General features: G+C 40.4%; 16 protein-coding genes and 1 other RNA gene. 5 read left to right on the plus strand and 12 right to left on the minus strand.

Translation table 11 applies throughout. From position 1 onward, the window contains the following. Positions 1-21 precede the first annotated feature (21 nt). Positions 22-1,461: an ATP-dependent DNA helicase gene (locus HPE56_RS13745; RefSeq protein ID WP_188244334.1), complete on the minus strand. Its 1,440-nt coding sequence runs from the start codon at positions 1,459-1,461 to the stop codon at positions 22-24. A 270-nt stretch (positions 1,462-1,731) separates the two neighbouring features. On the opposite strand from HPE56_RS13745, the gene HPE56_RS13750 reads away from it, so the two are divergent. Genes HPE56_RS13750 through HPE56_RS13760 form a run of 3 tightly spaced genes read left to right on the plus strand, consistent with a single transcriptional unit; the run spans position 1,732 to position 3,729 of the window. Then, positions 1,732-2,382, plus strand: a complete 651-nt coding sequence (locus HPE56_RS13750) for a hypothetical protein (RefSeq protein ID WP_188244335.1) — start codon at positions 1,732-1,734, stop codon at positions 2,380-2,382. Beyond that, positions 2,360-3,193: a DUF3822 family protein gene (locus HPE56_RS13755; RefSeq protein WP_188244336.1), complete on the plus strand. Its 834-nt coding sequence runs from the start codon at positions 2,360-2,362 to the stop codon at positions 3,191-3,193. The genes HPE56_RS13750 and HPE56_RS13755 overlap by 23 nt, the downstream gene beginning before the upstream one ends. Next, the gene (locus HPE56_RS13760; protein ID WP_188244337.1) at positions 3,193-3,729 is read left to right on the plus strand and encodes an RsmD family RNA methyltransferase; all 537 of its coding nucleotides are present in this window, start codon (positions 3,193-3,195) and stop codon (positions 3,727-3,729) included. The genes HPE56_RS13755 and HPE56_RS13760 overlap by 1 nt, the downstream gene beginning before the upstream one ends. Positions 3,730-4,749: 1,020 nt before the next feature. On the opposite strand, the gene rnpB is transcribed toward HPE56_RS13760, so the two are convergent. Beyond that, positions 4,750-5,093, minus strand: an RNA gene (gene rnpB / locus HPE56_RS13765) — RNase P RNA component class A. A gap of 129 nt (positions 5,094-5,222) precedes the next feature. On the opposite strand from rnpB, the gene HPE56_RS13770 reads away from it, so the two are divergent. Beyond that, positions 5,223-7,058 carry a DNA polymerase III subunit gamma/tau gene (locus tag HPE56_RS13770; RefSeq protein ID WP_188244338.1) on the plus strand — a complete coding sequence of 612 codons (1,836 nt, stop codon included), beginning with the start codon at positions 5,223-5,225 and terminating at the stop codon, positions 7,056-7,058. 102 nt (positions 7,059-7,160) lie between these two features. Here HPE56_RS13770 and HPE56_RS13775 read toward each other — a convergent pair whose 3' ends face one another. After that, the gene (locus tag HPE56_RS13775; protein WP_188244339.1) at positions 7,161-7,445 is read right to left on the minus strand and encodes a transmembrane 220 family protein; all 285 of its coding nucleotides are present in this window, start codon (positions 7,443-7,445) and stop codon (positions 7,161-7,163) included. A 33-nt stretch (positions 7,446-7,478) separates the two neighbouring features. Here HPE56_RS13775 and miaE point away from each other — a divergent pair, with 33 nt between their 5' ends. Further along, the gene (miaE, locus tag HPE56_RS13780) at positions 7,479-8,060 is read left to right on the plus strand and encodes a tRNA-(ms[2]io[6]A)-hydroxylase (protein WP_188244340.1); all 582 of its coding nucleotides are present in this window, start codon (positions 7,479-7,481) and stop codon (positions 8,058-8,060) included. A gap of 22 nt (positions 8,061-8,082) precedes the next feature. Here the strand turns inward: miaE and HPE56_RS13785 are convergent, their stop codons facing one another. The 9 genes from HPE56_RS13785 to pyrR form a co-directional block, all read right to left on the minus strand. Continuing rightward, on the minus strand, positions 8,083-8,973 hold the full coding sequence (locus tag HPE56_RS13785; protein ID WP_188244341.1) for a Ppx/GppA phosphatase family protein: 891 nt from the start codon (positions 8,971-8,973) through the stop codon (positions 8,083-8,085). A gap of 11 nt (positions 8,974-8,984) precedes the next feature. Continuing rightward, on the minus strand, positions 8,985-11,063 hold the full coding sequence (gene ppk1, locus HPE56_RS13790; protein WP_188244342.1) for a polyphosphate kinase 1: 2,079 nt from the start codon (positions 11,061-11,063) through the stop codon (positions 8,985-8,987). After that, positions 11,063-11,548 (minus strand): SixA phosphatase family protein, encoded by a 486-nt coding sequence (locus tag HPE56_RS13795; RefSeq protein ID WP_188244343.1) that lies wholly within the window; start codon positions 11,546-11,548, stop codon positions 11,063-11,065. Before HPE56_RS13795 ends, ppk1 begins: the two co-directional genes overlap by 1 nt. A gap of 81 nt (positions 11,549-11,629) precedes the next feature. Further along, complete coding sequence (pdxH, locus tag HPE56_RS13800; RefSeq protein WP_188244344.1) at positions 11,630-12,277, minus strand: pyridoxamine 5'-phosphate oxidase; 648 nt, start codon at positions 12,275-12,277, stop codon at positions 11,630-11,632. Between the two features lie 138 nt (positions 12,278-12,415). Next, the gene (locus HPE56_RS13805) at positions 12,416-12,919 is read right to left on the minus strand and encodes a hypothetical protein (RefSeq protein ID WP_188244345.1); all 504 of its coding nucleotides are present in this window, start codon (positions 12,917-12,919) and stop codon (positions 12,416-12,418) included. Between the two features lie 55 nt (positions 12,920-12,974). Beyond that, entirely contained in the window at positions 12,975-13,880 is a 906-nt protein-coding gene (locus HPE56_RS13810; RefSeq protein WP_188244346.1) for a ribonuclease Z, read from the minus strand. Positions 13,881-13,954: 74 nt separating this feature from the next. Continuing rightward, positions 13,955-14,287: a ribonuclease Z gene (locus HPE56_RS13815; protein WP_188244347.1), complete on the minus strand. Its 333-nt coding sequence runs from the start codon at positions 14,285-14,287 to the stop codon at positions 13,955-13,957. A gap of 5 nt (positions 14,288-14,292) precedes the next feature. Then, positions 14,293-15,219 carry an aspartate carbamoyltransferase catalytic subunit gene (locus HPE56_RS13820; RefSeq protein ID WP_109649839.1) on the minus strand — a complete coding sequence of 309 codons (927 nt, stop codon included), beginning with the start codon at positions 15,217-15,219 and terminating at the stop codon, positions 14,293-14,295. Between the two features lie 3 nt (positions 15,220-15,222). Continuing rightward, entirely contained in the window at positions 15,223-15,762 is a 540-nt protein-coding gene (pyrR, locus tag HPE56_RS13825) for a bifunctional pyr operon transcriptional regulator/uracil phosphoribosyltransferase PyrR (protein WP_109649838.1), read from the minus strand. Positions 15,763-15,877: the final 115 nt, after the last annotated feature.

A 15,877-nucleotide genomic window follows, 5' to 3' on the forward strand; every position in this document is an offset into this window, starting at 1 on the left:
TATACTTTGTACTAAAATAGGTTATTCCGTATCAACAAAAAAATCGGACTTAAAGCCTATGAGATACAATTTTTTCTTGGCTCTGGTGACTGCGGTATACAGCCAACGCAGATATTCCTTATCAACACCATTGGGCAAATAGGGTTGCTCCACAAAAACGGTGTTCCATTGCCCCCCTTGCGACTTATGACACGTTATCGCATAGGAAAACTTCACCTGCAAGGCATTGAAATACTTATTGTTCTTTACTCCGAGGAACTTCTTATACTTTGATGTTTCATGGGCATAGTCCTTCATTACTTCCTGATACAGCCGATTCCCGTCTTCATAAGATAACGATGGGGTTTCCGCTTTTATGGTATCGAGCAACAATACAGTCTCAAAGGGCTGTTGATTTGGATAATCGACCATTTTCACCGTAACCTCTGCAAATTTGAAGCCATACAGCTCCTTGATCGCAAAAATCTCGAGCACCTCTATAATATCTCCATTGGCAATAAATCCAGCTTCCGAAGTAGGTTTCAACCAAAAGTAATTATTCTTCACGACCATCATATAATCCCCAACGGCCAGATCATTTTCCAAATAAAGAATTCGATTACGGATGTTTTCATTATATAGGTTGGCCCGCTTGTTGGAACGTACGATAATAGCTGTTTCTTCCTTCCCGTTTTCCGAATACGACGTATCAATGGCTTCCTGTATTTCATAACCATCGACCAAACGGACAATATCGGTATAGCCATTGACATCAAACTTGAATCCATCAAAAAAACTACCTTCCAGTTCCTCCCTAAGAAGGGTGGCATTCACCAAAATACCCGAATCCTCAGCTTGACGCACCACTTCATCCAACTCGATCTTGGTTACTTCCTTATTATAATTCAGTTCCAATTTCCCTTCATCCAAGGCTGGACTTAGATCAAGGTGAACCGGTGGTAACTGTGCGGTATCCCCAATCAAAATCAATTTGCAATTATGGCCCGAATAAACGAACATCATTAAATCATCCAAAAGGGATCCATTTTCAAAAAGCTTGGAGTCTGCCGGGGTATCAGGGATCATTGAGGCTTCGTCGACAATAAAAATGGTATCCCTGTGCTTATTGGGAGCCAAAACAAATTGCACCCCTCCCCCCGATTGTTTTTTGGGGAAATATATTTTACGGTGGATCGTATAGGACTGTGTATTGGCATAATTGGACATTACCTTGGCCGCCCTTCCCGTCGGGGCCATTAAGACAGACTTCATGGTCGTACGCCAAAGGTTACTTACCAAAGTCCCAACGATAGTGGTCTTGCCCGTACCCGCAAACCCCTTTAGCAAGAACAATTGCTCTTTCTCTTTGGAAAGTACATAACTTGACAATTGCTGTAGGGCAACCGACTGTTTTAAAGTTGGCTCATGCGGAAATTTTTCCTTAAGGGTCATAAAAAAAGAAGAAGCTGTAAGGACTTTCATAGAAAACAAAGATAAACATGATTATTGGTCAAATACACCTTTGCCCTATTATTCTAATTGGAAATTGAAAAAGGAACACCCTAAACACTTCCTTGGGAGCACTAATTCAAAAGCTATACCAAGTACCTGATTTATTCAGCCTAGACCTAACTACTTGTCCGTCACATTTAAATTAAAATTCGTGTATAATTACAGCAATAAAATATTAGGCGGTTTCTAAAAAAATTGTAGATTTGTGTTAACCACTAAATAAAAATTAACACGTAAGAAATGAAGACCATAATACAAATTGTACTTTGGATTGCCTGTATCGGATTTGCATACCTTATTTATAACTCTGTAACAGGACCTATCGAATTCAAAAAGGTGAAGCAAGAACGTTTTGCGAAAGTTGTCGCCAAGTTAAAAGACATTCGTAATGCGCAGGAAGCCTATAAAACGGCGAATGGAACGTATGCAAACGATTTCAAAAGTCTTATTAGCTTTGTGGACACTGGAAAATATACCATTACCCAACAAAGGGATTCATCTTATATGCAGATGGACAAAACCTATGGTATTGAACTTTTAAAAGAAATCAAGATTATCGATACTTTAGGATTTGTTTCTGTAAAGGATTCATTATTCAAAAATGATGATCGTTACAAAAGCTTGATGGATGTACCTTATGCTCCGAATGCGGAGAAATTTGAGATGAAGTCCGCAATTATTGACAAAGGCGGTTATAAAGCACCGGTTTTTGAAGCCAAAGTCAAAAAGAGCGTCGTACTATACGATCAACCCAAAGATTTATTGACTCGTGAAAACGCCCAAATAAGTGTTGAGGAAGTAAATGGTGATGTGATAAGAGTAGGATCATTGGATCAAGTGAGTACGAGTGGTAACTGGCCTCCAATCTATGACAAAAAAGAAGATCTTTAATACTGGCGATATCGCATTGGAAAAATTTAACAAACTGTCCATTCAAGTTAGCTTGAATGGACTTTCTTTTTGTGTTTTGGATACTATTTCCAATACGATCACCAAATCCGATAGGCAAATTTTTGACCGAACACAAACTCCTTACGAGCTGCAGGAAAATCTAAAAAACCTTTTGGAAACGCACGAAATCGACCGTGCAACTTTTTCCGAAGTAATCGTGGTACACAGCAACGGTCTTTTCAGTTTTGTACCCAAGCCCCTCTTCGATGAAAAGGAACTGGCCAACTATTTGAAATTGAACGCTAAAATTCTGGCTAACGACCATATGGCCTATGACCTATTGGAGAACTACGATATGGTCAATGTATATGTCCCTTTTATGAACATCAACAATTATGTTTTTGAATTGTTTGGGGAATTTGAATACAAGCACAATGGTACCGTTTTGGTCGAGGCTTTATTGAATAATTCGGGAAACAGCAAAGAACCTGTTTGTTACACGCATGTCGATGGTCAACAAATGAGTATTACCATTATTTCCCAAAAAAAACTACTGCTCCACAACAGCTTTACCTTTACCTCAAAAGAGGATTTCATCTACTATCTACTATTCACAATGGAACAATTGGGACTGGAAACGGAAACAACAAAACTCAAGCTTTTCGGCTCTATTGAGGAAGATGATGAAATTTTCAAACTGTGTTATCACTATGTAAAGGACATCACTATTTTTATACCCTCGGTAAGCGCGTATCCCATGGCAGAAACAACCCAAGACAGTATAGATTTCACCGTAATCAGCGCCTTATAATGCGGATTATCTCTGGAACACATAAAGGAAAAAGATTGATAGCTCCCAAAAGGTTGCCGGTTCGCCCTACGACCGATATGGCCAAGGAAGCCCTTTTCAATATTTTGAACAATAACTACTATTTTGAAGATACCACCTTTTTGGACCTGTTTGCCGGCACCGGTAATATCAGTTTCGAATTTGCCTCAAGGGGTTCCACCGATATTGTTGCAGTGGACACCGATTATGGCTGCATAAAATATATTGAGAAAATCTCAAAGGAACTCGATTTTGGAATCTCAACAGTTAAAAGTGACGTTTTTCAATTTTTAGGCAAAACATTCTTTAAGGCCGATATCATTTTCGCCGACCCACCCTACGATTTCACTGTTGAGGAATTTGCCAAAATACCTGAATTGGTATTCAAAAATGATCTCCTAAATAAAAATGGGGTACTGATCATTGAACATTCAAAACATACCGATCTTTCACAATTGGATCAATTCACCAACCAACGGAGGTATGGGGGAAGTACTTTTAGCTTTTTTGAACAGTAGACCACATTCACTATAGCACTTTCCAACTCCCTTTTTAAACCCTTAAGTCGGGGTACTTTGGTTAATTTACCTGCGCATTTTTCTACAGAAAATGGATCAATCCCAAAAGTTGGGTGTGAATTAGAAAAAGAAAGCATAAAATATCCCAAAGTTCGTGTTCTGTTCTTTTTTGCATTGCCCAAAAAAGAAACAAAAAACGCTAGGCTGATTTTGAATTTCTTTAAATCCACGCACTTTCCGCGGCCACACCGTCCAGGCCGCTTTCACTAAAGTGAAATGCTCTATGGACGGCTTCCCCCGCCCATTGCGGAAACCACTTGATTTAAAACGAAATCAAAAATAGGCCGTTCCTTCTCTAGTACCCCGTTCAAGAGTGTGAATATTATAGCATTCTTCCTTTCCAGATTGACATTGATCTTTGCATAAACACATCAATGGGTCATGACCCCAGAAAATGGATCAATCCCAAAAGTTGGGTGTGAATTAGAAAAAGAAAGCATACACTATCCCGAAGTTCGTGTTCTGTTCTTTTTTGCATTGCCTCAAATGCACAGCATTCATGAATACCGTTAAAAAACAATAGACATGCCGATGAATAAAAAAGAAACAGGGCTGAAAAATTAAGGTATCGCATACCTTGGTTTATAGGAGCCAGCCGCAGCCTGGCTACTTTATTGATACCCATATTGAGGAAAGCAAATAAACCCACTGGCCACACCGTCCAGGCCGCTTTCACTAAAGTGAAATGCTCTATGGACGGCTTCCCCCGCCCATTGCGGAAACCACTTGATTTAAAACGAAATCAAAAATAGGCCGTTCCTTCTCTAGTACCCCGTTCAAGAGTGTGAATATTATAGAATTTTTCCTTTCCGGATTGACATTGATCCTTGCACAAACACAACAATGGGTCATGGCCCAGAAAATGCTGTCAAAAATAATAAGCTAGATGAAAAAGACCCTGACTTTAAACGTCAGGATTAATTCGACAACGCATTTTCCACAAGAAAATGCTGTCTCATTAAAAAAAGCAGGTCATAAGCCGGATTCTGTTCATACTGAACTTACATCAAAATCACTCCCAACAAAGTCCAATATGCCCTTATCATTTATCTGGACCTTTGGTTGCCCAAAGGCTCTAACCGCCTACCCTTCAGCTCGGGCGTGCAGCCCTCGAACACTGATTTACATGACGTTTCACCGTATAGAGTTTACCTGGTTTCACTACAGCATTACCTGTACATACTTTCTGTTGCACTTGTCCGTCCCGCTTTAACGGGAGACGGGTGTTACCCGCTATACTGCACTATGGTGTCCGGACTTTCCTCCCTGATATTTATCATCAGGGCGATAAGGTGACCTGCTAACTGCAAATTTAGTTCAATTGTTGATAAAAAAGTGTTTAATCCATCTTAAATAAACGGCTATAATCCTCGCTATTTCTATATTTGTAAATAAGCAGAGGCTTATACCTAATACCTTTAAAGAGAAACGAATTGGAGCCATTTATTGTATCAGCACGTAAATATAGACCACAGACATTCAAGGATGTCGTTGGGCAACAGGCGATAACCAATACCTTGCTCAATGCCATTGAGAACAACCATTTGGCCCAAGCCTTATTGTTCTGTGGACCTCGAGGGGTAGGTAAGACAACCTGTGCCCGTATATTGGCCAAACAAATCAACCAAGATGGTACGGAACGCGAGGATGAGGACTTTGCATTCAATATCTTTGAATTGGATGCCGCGTCGAACAATTCCGTAGACGATATCAGGAACCTTATCGATCAAGTCCGTATTCCTCCCCAAGTGGGCAAATACAAAGTGTATATTATTGATGAGGTACACATGCTTTCCCAGTCAGCCTTCAATGCGTTCTTAAAAACCTTGGAAGAGCCCCCTAAACATGCCATATTTATTTTGGCAACGACGGAAAAGCATAAGATCATCCCTACAATCCTTTCCCGATGCCAAATATTCGACTTTAAACGTATTACGGTTAAGGATGCCGCATCGTACTTAAAATATATTGCAGAGAACCAAGGAATCGAAGCTGATGATGATGCACTGCACATCATTGCCCAAAAGGCCGATGGAGCCATGCGTGATGCACTTTCCATTTTTGATAGGGTGGTAAGTTTCGCCGGAAAAAACCTGACCAGGAAAGCGGTGACCGAAAATTTGAATGTCCTTGATTACGACACCTATTTCACTGCTACCGATTGTATTTTAAAACACGATATACCCGGTTTATTGCTCCTATTCAATAAAACATTGGCTTTAGGTTTTGATGGTCACCATTTTATTTCGGGCCTAGCTTCCCATTTCAGGGACCTTATGGTTTGTAGGCACGAAGAGACCATTGAATTATTGGAAGTCGGGGATACCGCCAAAAAGAATTATTTGGAACAATCCAAGCTAACCTCAAATGTCTTTTTATTACAGGCGCTGAACATTGCCAATGACTGCGACCTAAAGTACAAAACCAGTAAAAACCAAAGACTTTTGGTTGAGCTTTCACTTATGAAATTAGCGTCCATTGACTTTGGAGCTGAAAAAAAAAACCCTGAATCCGTCGCCTTAGCCGATAGTACCATTGAATTTATTGCCCCCTCAGCATTTTACAGGAATAATTTCCCGGTATCACCGGCAAATACCAATCAGCCGGGGATCGAAAAAAGCACCGAACCACTAGTTGAAAAGCAGATAGACGCTCCTGAGAAGGATGTGGAAGTCCCTAAAATTGAGACTGACAAGGAGGAAGCTTCCGTCCCTGCTCCCGAATTGACTACGAGTGCCCCAGAACCACCAGCACTGGAGACAACCAAGGAGAGCAAGCCTTTGAACATTACCATCGGAGCACATAAAAAGCGTGTTTCCGGACTCTCGCTATCCAGTTTAAAAGCTAAAAAAGAGCATCAATTAAACAAGAAGGAGGATGTTATTGATGAAAGCAAATTACCGAGGGATGCCTTTAGTGAGGAGGAGATGCAAAAGCATTGGATGGATTTTGTGAATAAAATGGAAAGTGACGGCAGAAAAATATTGGCATCCAATCTTCATACCGATGTTCCCAAACTCTTGAATGACCACACCATTTGGATAGAACTACCCAATGGCACCATGAAAAAAGAGATAGAAAGGGAGCAGTTTGATCTTATGGAATATTTACGAACCAACCTGAATAATTACTTTATCAACCTAAAGATAACGGTCAATGAAGAGGTTGCAAAAAAATTCGCATTTACCCCAGAAGAAAAATACGAAAAGCTCCGGGAGAAAAACCCAGCCATAGACATCCTTCGAAGAACCTTCGATTTAGACCTCTGATCTATTCCCAAACCTGATTCGTAACGCCAGGACGAACATTACAACAGCAATGATCAATAGGCCAAAAGCTTCCCGAGCTTCCTCAATGTTCTTTATATCACCTTAACCAATCACAAATCCTTCAAACTTTTCAGGTAACACATAAAAAAATCCAAAAAGGCCCAACACACCCAAAACAAAAGGCAACCATGATGGTACCTTCTTAAAGAGAAAACCAAGGGTAACCAACATCGCCAAACCATAAATGACCATCCAAAGGAAAGGATCTGGATCGTTGTATTGCAACATGGCCGAGATTGAAAATAAGACAACAAATAGCCATCCCAGAAAATTAAAGCACATTTTCATAGGATAAATATAGCGCCCATATTTTGAAACGGATGGCATTCCTGTTATTTTTGAAAAACATAAACAGAAAATATGCTTGGCCTTAAACTACCCACAGACCCAAGATGGGTCAATATTGTTGAAAAGAACATTGATGAAATCCTTACCGACCATGCCTATTGTGAACAGAAGGCTGCCAGCACGGCCATCTCCCTGATAGTTTCCTTTCCGGAGTACACTGAGCTTATACAAGAAATGGTTGCCCTTTCGCGGGAAGAAATGGGACATTTCAAAATGGTTCACGATCGCATTATCGCAAGGGGACAAACCTTGGGACGCGATAGAAAGGACCTCTATGTGGTTGAATTGATGAAATTCTTTCCAAAGGGAGGAAGCCGCACCAACCAATTGATACATCGATTATTATATGCTGCCCTAATTGAGGCAAGAAGCTGTGAGCGCTTTCGCTTGTTATCCGAGGAACTTCAGGATAAGGATTTGGCGGCATTCTACCATAAACTTATGGTCAGTGAAGCTGGCCATTATACCATGTTCCTAAAATTTGCCCGTCAATATGGCAACCTGGAGGAAGTAAACCAAAAATGGCAAGACCTTTTGGAATACGAAGCCAAAATCATGAAAGATCTTGGCACCAAGGAAACGGTTCACGGATAGGAAATCATAACCTACCCCCGGATTATTCTATATTGGTATAATATAGACTTTTTATGATACCATCTGAAAGTCCGATTTTCGGTACATGGATTTTTTTGGCCCCACTCCATTTGGCCGCCATCAAAAAGATACGTGTTGCCGGAATGATTACATCGGCCCTATCGGTATTGAGTCCCAATTCCGAAATCCTATCCTCATAACTCAGGCTGTTCAAAAAATTATATTGCGCATTCAACCAAACGTAGGATAAATGCTCCCCTTCTTTTCTTCCCGACATTTTATGAAGCTTATTGATGTTGCCCCCAGAACCAATAATCGTAATTTTTTCGGTATCGGAAGTATTCAACTTAACCCAATCCTGTAGTTTTTTCCAAGTGGCCTCACCTACCATATTGTTCAGCAAACGTACCGTCCCCAATTTAAAGGATTTTGATGTTTTTATCATGCCTTCGTTAAAAACCGTAAATTCCGTGCTTCCCCCACCAACATCGATATAAAGGTATGCTTGGTCTTTTTGTATGAGTTGTTTCAAATCCGTGGACGCAATAATTTCAGCCTCACGCTTACCATCTATCAATTCAATCTTAATACCCGCCTCCTTATGGATTTTCTGAATGATTTCCATGCCATTATTGGCCTCCCGCATGGCAGAAGTTGCACAGGCCATATATTTTTCAACCCGATTAACCTCCATCAACAATTGAAATGCCTTCATTGATTTTATGATTCGCTCAGCATTGTCTTCCGAGATTTCCCCAACGGTAAACGAATCTTCCCCGAGCCGGACAGGCACACGCACCAACTCACTTTTGGTGAATACGGTCTTTTTACCTTTTTCCTCTATTACATTATTAATGAGCAACCTTATGGCATTCGACCCTATGTCGATGGCTGCGAATTTTCGAACTTTCAATAGCTAGTAAATTAAGAATTAAACTTTTCTGCATAATAATCGTACAGCGCAAATTGGGAACGCACTTTGGGTTTGTTGTTCTTTCGATAGGCATTGTCCTGTTTTTCGGAAAAGATACGGGCCTTCACATTATCGCTCCAACAGATCTCAAAGGCATCGATCAATTCCTGTTTGATATCCTCGTCATAAATAGGACAACCTACTTCTACCCTATTCATTAAATTACGGGTCATCCAATCGGCCGAGGAGATAAAAACCTTGGGACCATCTTCATGGGCAAAAATGAAAACCCTGGGATGCTCCAGAAATTTATCCACCACACTGATGGCCTCAATATTCTCGCTCATGCCCTTGACTCCGGGAACCAAACAACAGATCCCCCTTATAATCAATTGTATTTTCACCCCTGCATTACTCGCCTCATACAGTTTGTCAACCATTTTATAGGATGTTAAACTGTTCATCTTTATTTTAATATACGCTTCTTTTCCCGCCTTCGCATTGGCAATTTCGTCGTCGATCAATTTTATAAAATAGGACTTGGTATAATGTGGAGACACCACCAGATGCTTGTACTTGTTTATTTTATAAGGTGTATCAAAGAAATCGAACACCTTGTTCAACTCCCTTAAAATAGGGGCATGGGCTGTAAAAAGGGTATAATCGGTATATATTCGGGCTGTTGCTTCATTAAAATTACCTGTACTTATAAAGCCATATCGTTTTATCCCATTTTCTTCTTCCCTTTCAATCACGCATATTTTACTATGTACTTTTAACCCTGGAACCCCAAAGATAAGTTTCACGCCTTCTGCCTGTAATTGTTCTGCATATTCTATGTTGGCCTGTTCATCAAAACGTGCCCTCAATTCGATCTGCATGGTTACTTGCTTGCCATTTTTAACAGCATTGACCAATGATGCCGCCACTTGGGAGTCGGCCGCAAGGCGGTACACCGTAATTTTTATACTCCGGACCTTGGGATCCAAGGCAGCTTCCCGCAAAAATTTGATTACATATGAAAAGGTGTGGTAGGGCGTATATTGCAAATAGTCCTTTTTGGCTATCCTTTCAAAAAGACTACCTTCCATACTGAGGCCTTTTACTGGAAGGGGCGTTATTTTCCCATACATTAAATCCTCCCTGCCCAGACTTGGGAACCCCATATAATCACGACGGTTATGATAACGCCCGCCTGGAATCACACTGTCAATGTCCTCAATATCCATTTTTTCCTTAAGAAACTGTAACGTGTCCTTACCAATCCTATTATCATACACAAAACGAACGGGATCACTGATTTTTCGACCTTCGACACTCAATGAAATCTTCTCAATAAAACTTTTACTTAGATCGCTATCGATATCCAACTCCGCATCCCGGGTTATCTTTATCATATGTGCCGTAATCGATTCAAAAGAAAACATGGTAAAGATATTCCGCAGAGAATACCGGATCAAATCATCAAGAATAATAATATAATCCTTATTGTCGATTTTTGGCAAAACCACAAAGCGATCTATTCCTTTCGGAATTTCAATAAGGGCATATTTGACATTCTTTGTACCTTTTGCCTCTCCCTCTTCTGGAATCAATACCATTTTCACAGCAAGGTATGCTGCGGTGTCCTTCAAAGTTGGGAATTCGGTAAGGTCATTCAAAATAATCGTCATGAGTACCGGACTCACCTTTTGGGTGAAATATGATTTTATGAATTCTTCATGCGCCTCACTTACATGGGTCTCATCAATCTGAAAAATATTCTGGGCCTCAAGTTCCTTTCGTATCTGCTTTAATATATTGAGACTCTTTTCCTGTTGCTTGATAACAACATTGGTTATTTCGGCCAATAGGTCCTTTGCGGTTTGCCCCCCTAATTCACTTTTTCCGGTTTTGCCCGCTTGGACAATACGTTTTACTGTGGCGTAACGCACTTTAAAGAACTCATCCAAATTATTGGAAAAAATACCTACAAAACGAAGACGCTCAATCAGTGGTACATTTTTATCCGCACTTTCCTGCAGCACCCTTTCATTAAAACTCAACCAGCTAATTTCCCGGTTTATATATTGATTCTTAAGCTTTATCATTATTTTAAGTGTTTAGGGAAAATAATATTCGATGTAATTCCCGATCCAACGTCATTCCAATTATCGATTTCAAAGGTCATATGAACCAAACCGCTAGTGGGAACGTTGTCTATGTATTGACTACCCAAGCTATTTGCAAGATGGGTAAAAGCGTGGTTATGTCCAAATAACATGACCGTATTAAGGGAGTTATCCATTTTCTTAATAAACCGCATAACCTCATCCCCCGAAAAATCGTAGAGCTCGTTGGAAATCCCAAATTGACCCAAAGGATACTCAAGTTTTCTTAAAAAAATAAGACAGGTGTGCATGGCCCTAATGGCCGGACTCGAAAAAATCACGTCAGGCAATATCCCCGTCCTATCAAAAGCCTCAACCACCAAATGACCATCGGCAATGCCCCTTGGCAATAAGGGGCGGTCCTTATCATTTACGGAATATTCCCATGAGGATTTACCATGCCTCACCAAAACAATTTGTTTCATTTACCTATTCGATTTAATTGAATCCAATAAAGTTAAACAATCAACAAAAGTATACCGTAAAAAGTCAAGGTAATATTTGGATTATGGAGCCAAGCGTTCGATTTTCCAATCAAAATCCTCCTGCAGGACAAATCGGATCCTATCGTGCAATCGGTTAGGACGACCTTGCCAAAACTCAATGGAAACCGGTCGCACCAAATACCCTCCCCAATACTTGGGACGTGGAATATCCTTTCCTGTATATTGTTCTTCCAGCTCTTTTAAACCATCCTCCAAAACCTCCCTCGAAGCTATAACCTCACTTTGATGGGAAACGATAGCCCCTAACTTACTCCCATCGGGTCGGGATTCAAAATAACCATCGGACAGGTTTTCCGAGATTTTTTCAGCAGTCCCCTTGATGATTACCTGACGCTCCATGGAATGCCAAAAAAACGAAAGGCACACATGTGGGTTTGCCGCAATGGCCTTGCCCTTTTCACTCGCATAGTTGGTATAAAAAATGAAACCTTCGTACGTGTATCGTTTTAAAAGCACAACACGACTTTTGGGGTACCCATCAAGTCCGATTGTTGAAACGGTCATCGAATTAGCCTCATCGACCGTATTGGAAGCCTCTACCTCATAAAACCACTTTTGAAACAGCTCCATGGGGTTATCCGAGATTGCATCTTCCAAAAGGGCGCTTTTTTCGTAGGATTTCCTATAATTACTTAAATCTTTTTCCATTGTATCGTAATCTAAAAGCAAGATATACAAAGTTCCTTAAAAGATTGGTAAAAGGGAAGGCTTCCGATGTATTTATTACGAATTATCCAGAGATAAAACAGCCCACCCTAAAAAACAACGCATCAATGACAGTTTCATTTAAGGAACCACCTTTTCAAAGGTCATTTGCGTAGGTACGGGAGCATCCGCTGGGTAAGAAATATAATACAATGTCAGTTCATCATCCGCGATTCTAAATTTATTACCATAAGCTTCCCCGCCCAACCTAGTGGTCTCCGGGTCTGGTTTAAACCCTTCTTCCCAAGAGGTATTGGCCACTGCTTTTATAAAAAGGCTATCACCCCTTACCTTATAACTACCGACATTCTCGGATGAACCGATAATCGCTTCAGGGTTTTCATCCTCAAACCCATAAAAATCAACGCGATATGAATACGTTTTATCCGAATCGAACGTATAGGTCGTTTTTACATCAAAATATCGTAAATCGGTGTTGGTTACACCACTTGGAACAACATCGGTCCTACTCCAGGCACCTATGATTGCAGACTCAAGAAGATCCACGGCAACGGCATTCTCCTTTTCACAAGAGCCTAAAAGAAAAAATAAAGTAAAAGCAATCGAAAAGCGCTTAATCCGCATTACAGGTTTTCTAGATAGATACCTTTTTTTACAAGAGTTGCGTAATTACCCCCAATTACATCTCGAACACCTTTCCGTCATCGGCCAAAGCCACGTTGGGAAATATCTCCATTGCTTCCTCCCTGAAAAGGTCAATAGTCTTATACCGTGTGGAATAGTGTCCTAAAATCAACATGCCCACATTGGCTTTTAGGGCAATGGTTGCAGCTTCCTTGGCTGTTGCATGCTTGGTTCTTTCAGACAAATGTCCCTCAGAATCCAAAAAAGTGGACTCGTGATACAAAACGTCGACTTCCTGTATTTGCCCAATAATTTCAGGGAAGAAACTTGTGTCACTGCAAAACGCATAGCTTTTGGGTTTTGGGGGGTCGAATGTCAGTAAAGTATTGGATAACCGTGTACCATCATTCAAGGTGATATCCTTTCCGTTTTTGATATTCTGAAAATAGCACTTGTCTATTTTGTATTGGGCAACGGCGCTTACATTGAGCTTTCGTTCCCCCAATTTTTCCTTAAAAAGAAAACCGTTGGTGTAGACCCTGTGGTTCAAAGGAATGGTTTCAACCGTTATTTTATCATCCTCAAAAAGGAGTTCGGGTTCCTTTGATGTCAATTCATGAAAAAGCAAAGGGTAATTTGTCCACGAATCACCCAATTTCAACAACAAAGTGATCGCTTCTTTAATTCCTTTGGGGCCATAGACATGCAATTCCTTGTCCCTTCCCAAAAGTCGAAAAGTGGAAATCAATCCTGGCAACCCAAAAAAATGATCGCCATGGAGGTGTGAAATAAAAATATGGTTGATCCTGGAAAATTTAACCTTATGCTTACGTAGTTGTACCTGTGTCCCCTCCCCACAATCGATCAAAAACATATGGTTCTTGATTTCCAATACCTGTGAAGTCGGGTTTGTTAACGTACGTGGGGTCGCAGCATAACAACCCAAGATCTGTAGTTTCATGAAAATGGAAATTAATAGGTTAAAGATTGTAATTGATACAACCCTATGAAGGAATCATGTTTCATTATGGCTTTTCAGAGATCAAGATCCCTTTCTATTTCTTCCATTTCGATAATATCCTTGGCTTCCCGTATGGTGGGCACCACGGATAATTCTTCGGGAACTTCGTCAAAAGAAACTTTATCGGTCACCAATACAAATGATTTTTTTGTATCCCTATGCCTGTTTGAAATAGGCAAAAATTCCAAAATATCACCTGAAGAAAGCTTTGAGAATGAAAACAGGTTAATAATGATATTATCGTTTTTTATCTTGTTGTAACCCGATTCAAGATTCTTTAAAAATTCCTGAATTGAAATATTCTCTTGAAATACGATGGTTGTAGTACCCTCTTTATCAAATATCATAGGAGTTATTTTATTTTTGAGGCCAATAAATAAATCACGGCCATACGTATGGCCACCCCATTTTCAACTTGGTTCAATATAATCGATTGTTTTGAATCCGCAACATCACTGGTGATTTCCACCCCACGGTTAATAGGGCCAGGGTGCATGATTACGATTTCTTTGTCCAACGAATCGAGTAAGGCTTTATTTACACCGAATTGCTGTGTATATTCCCTTGTCGTTGGAAAGTAACTAATATCCAAACGTTCATTCTGTATACGTAGCATATTGGCCACATCGCACCAATTCAAAGCTTTTCGCAAATCGGTCTCTACTTCAACCCCCAATGACCCAATATGTTTGGGCATCAATGTTTTTGGCCCACATACCTTCACTTGGGCACCTTGCAATTTCAGTGCAAAGATATTGGAGAGCGCCACCCTGGAATGCAGGATATCACCGACGATAACAACTTTCTTCCCTGCAACATCCCCGAATCTTTCCCGTATTGAAAAAGAATCCAACAAAGCCTGTGTAGGATGCTCATGTGCACCGTCTCCGGCATTGACTATGGCAGCCTTGACATGTTTTGATAGGAATATACCCGCTCCAGGATTGGGATGCCTCATAACCACCATATCCACTTTCATAGATAGGATATTATTCACGGTATCGATCAAAGTCTCCCCTTTCTTTACGGAAGACTGGCCTGCAGAGAAATTTATTACATCGGCAGAAAGTCGTTTTTCGGCTAACTCGAACGACAGTCTTGTCCTTGTACTATTTTCGAAAAATATATTGGCTATGGTAATATCACGTAACGAAGGCACCTTCTTAATAGATCGATTGATCACCTCCTTAAATTGATCGGCGGTTTCAAAAATGAGCTGAATATCTTTTTCGTTGATATATTTTATACCCAGTAAGTGATTTACACTCAGTTCGCTCATTGCTTATTTATTTATCAGATAGATTTGGTCTTTACCATCATTCTCTTCCCAAAGCACAACAACTTTTTCATTGTTTATGGCGTCGACCTGTCGTCCCCTATAGGTCGGTTGTATGGGTAGGTGCCTACTGAATCGCCTATCTATCAAGGTCAATAATTCGATTTCTGAAGGTCGTCCAAAAGATTGAATGGCCGTTAAAGCCGCCCGGATACTTCTTCCGGTATACAGCACATCGTCAATCAAGACCACTTTCTTATCCTCGACCAAAAAGTCGATATTGGTCTGATTGGCTTCAAGAGGCTTATCGCCCCTTCTAAAGTCGTCCCTATAGAAGGTTATATCCAGGAATCCGACTTCAATATGTTTTACTTTATATTCCTCTTTAAGGATTTTGGTAAGTCTTTCGGCCACGAACTTGCCCCTGGGTTGCATCCCGATCAATACCGTATCGGCAAAATCAAGATGATTTTCAAGTAATTGGCAAGCCAACCTATGTAAGATGATATTAATTTCTTTTGAGGAGAGTAGTACTTTTTGACTCATAGTAGGTCAGCAACACTTTTGTTTGACAAAAATAGGGAATTATTACAAATATTCATTTATAAGAATGAAAACAAAAAAGCCCTGACGATACCGTCAGGGCCTTCGAATCCCTATT

Origin of the sequence: Maribacter aquimaris (genome assembly GCF_014596745.1) — a bacterium.
In the GTDB taxonomy this organism is placed as follows: domain Bacteria; phylum Bacteroidota; class Bacteroidia; order Flavobacteriales; family Flavobacteriaceae; genus Maribacter_A; species Maribacter_A aquimaris.

Excerpts from the sequence above, each read along its gene's own strand:
- HPE56_RS13745 (WP_188244334.1), bottom strand. The coding sequence starts at position 1,461 with ATGAAAGTCCTTACAGCTTCTTCTTTTTTTATGACCCTTAAGGAAAAA.
- HPE56_RS13750 (WP_188244335.1), top strand. The coding sequence starts at position 1,732 with ATGAAGACCATAATACAAATTGTACTTTGGATTGCCTGTATCGGATTT.
- HPE56_RS13755 (WP_188244336.1), top strand. The coding sequence starts at position 2,360 with ATGACAAAAAAGAAGATCTTTAATACTGGCGATATCGCATTGGAAAAA.
- HPE56_RS13760 (WP_188244337.1), top strand. The coding sequence starts at position 3,193 with ATGCGGATTATCTCTGGAACACATAAAGGAAAAAGATTGATAGCTCCC.
- HPE56_RS13775 (WP_188244339.1), bottom strand. The coding sequence starts at position 7,445 with ATGCCATCCGTTTCAAAATATGGGCGCTATATTTATCCTATGAAAATG.
- miaE (WP_188244340.1), top strand. The coding sequence starts at position 7,479 with ATGCTTGGCCTTAAACTACCCACAGACCCAAGATGGGTCAATATTGTT.
- ppk1 (WP_188244342.1), bottom strand. The coding sequence starts at position 11,063 with ATGATAAAGCTTAAGAATCAATATATAAACCGGGAAATTAGCTGGTTG.
- HPE56_RS13795 (WP_188244343.1), bottom strand. The coding sequence starts at position 11,548 with ATGAAACAAATTGTTTTGGTGAGGCATGGTAAATCCTCATGGGAATAT.
- pdxH (WP_188244344.1), bottom strand. The coding sequence starts at position 12,277 with ATGGAAAAAGATTTAAGTAATTATAGGAAATCCTACGAAAAAAGCGCC.
- HPE56_RS13805 (WP_188244345.1), bottom strand. The coding sequence starts at position 12,919 with ATGCGGATTAAGCGCTTTTCGATTGCTTTTACTTTATTTTTTCTTTTA.
- HPE56_RS13810 (WP_188244346.1), bottom strand. The coding sequence starts at position 13,880 with ATGAAACTACAGATCTTGGGTTGTTATGCTGCGACCCCACGTACGTTA.
- HPE56_RS13815 (WP_188244347.1), bottom strand. The coding sequence starts at position 14,287 with ATGATATTTGATAAAGAGGGTACTACAACCATCGTATTTCAAGAGAAT.
- HPE56_RS13820 (WP_109649839.1), bottom strand. The coding sequence starts at position 15,219 with ATGAGCGAACTGAGTGTAAATCACTTACTGGGTATAAAATATATCAAC.
- pyrR (WP_109649838.1), bottom strand. The coding sequence starts at position 15,762 with ATGAGTCAAAAAGTACTACTCTCCTCAAAAGAAATTAATATCATCTTA.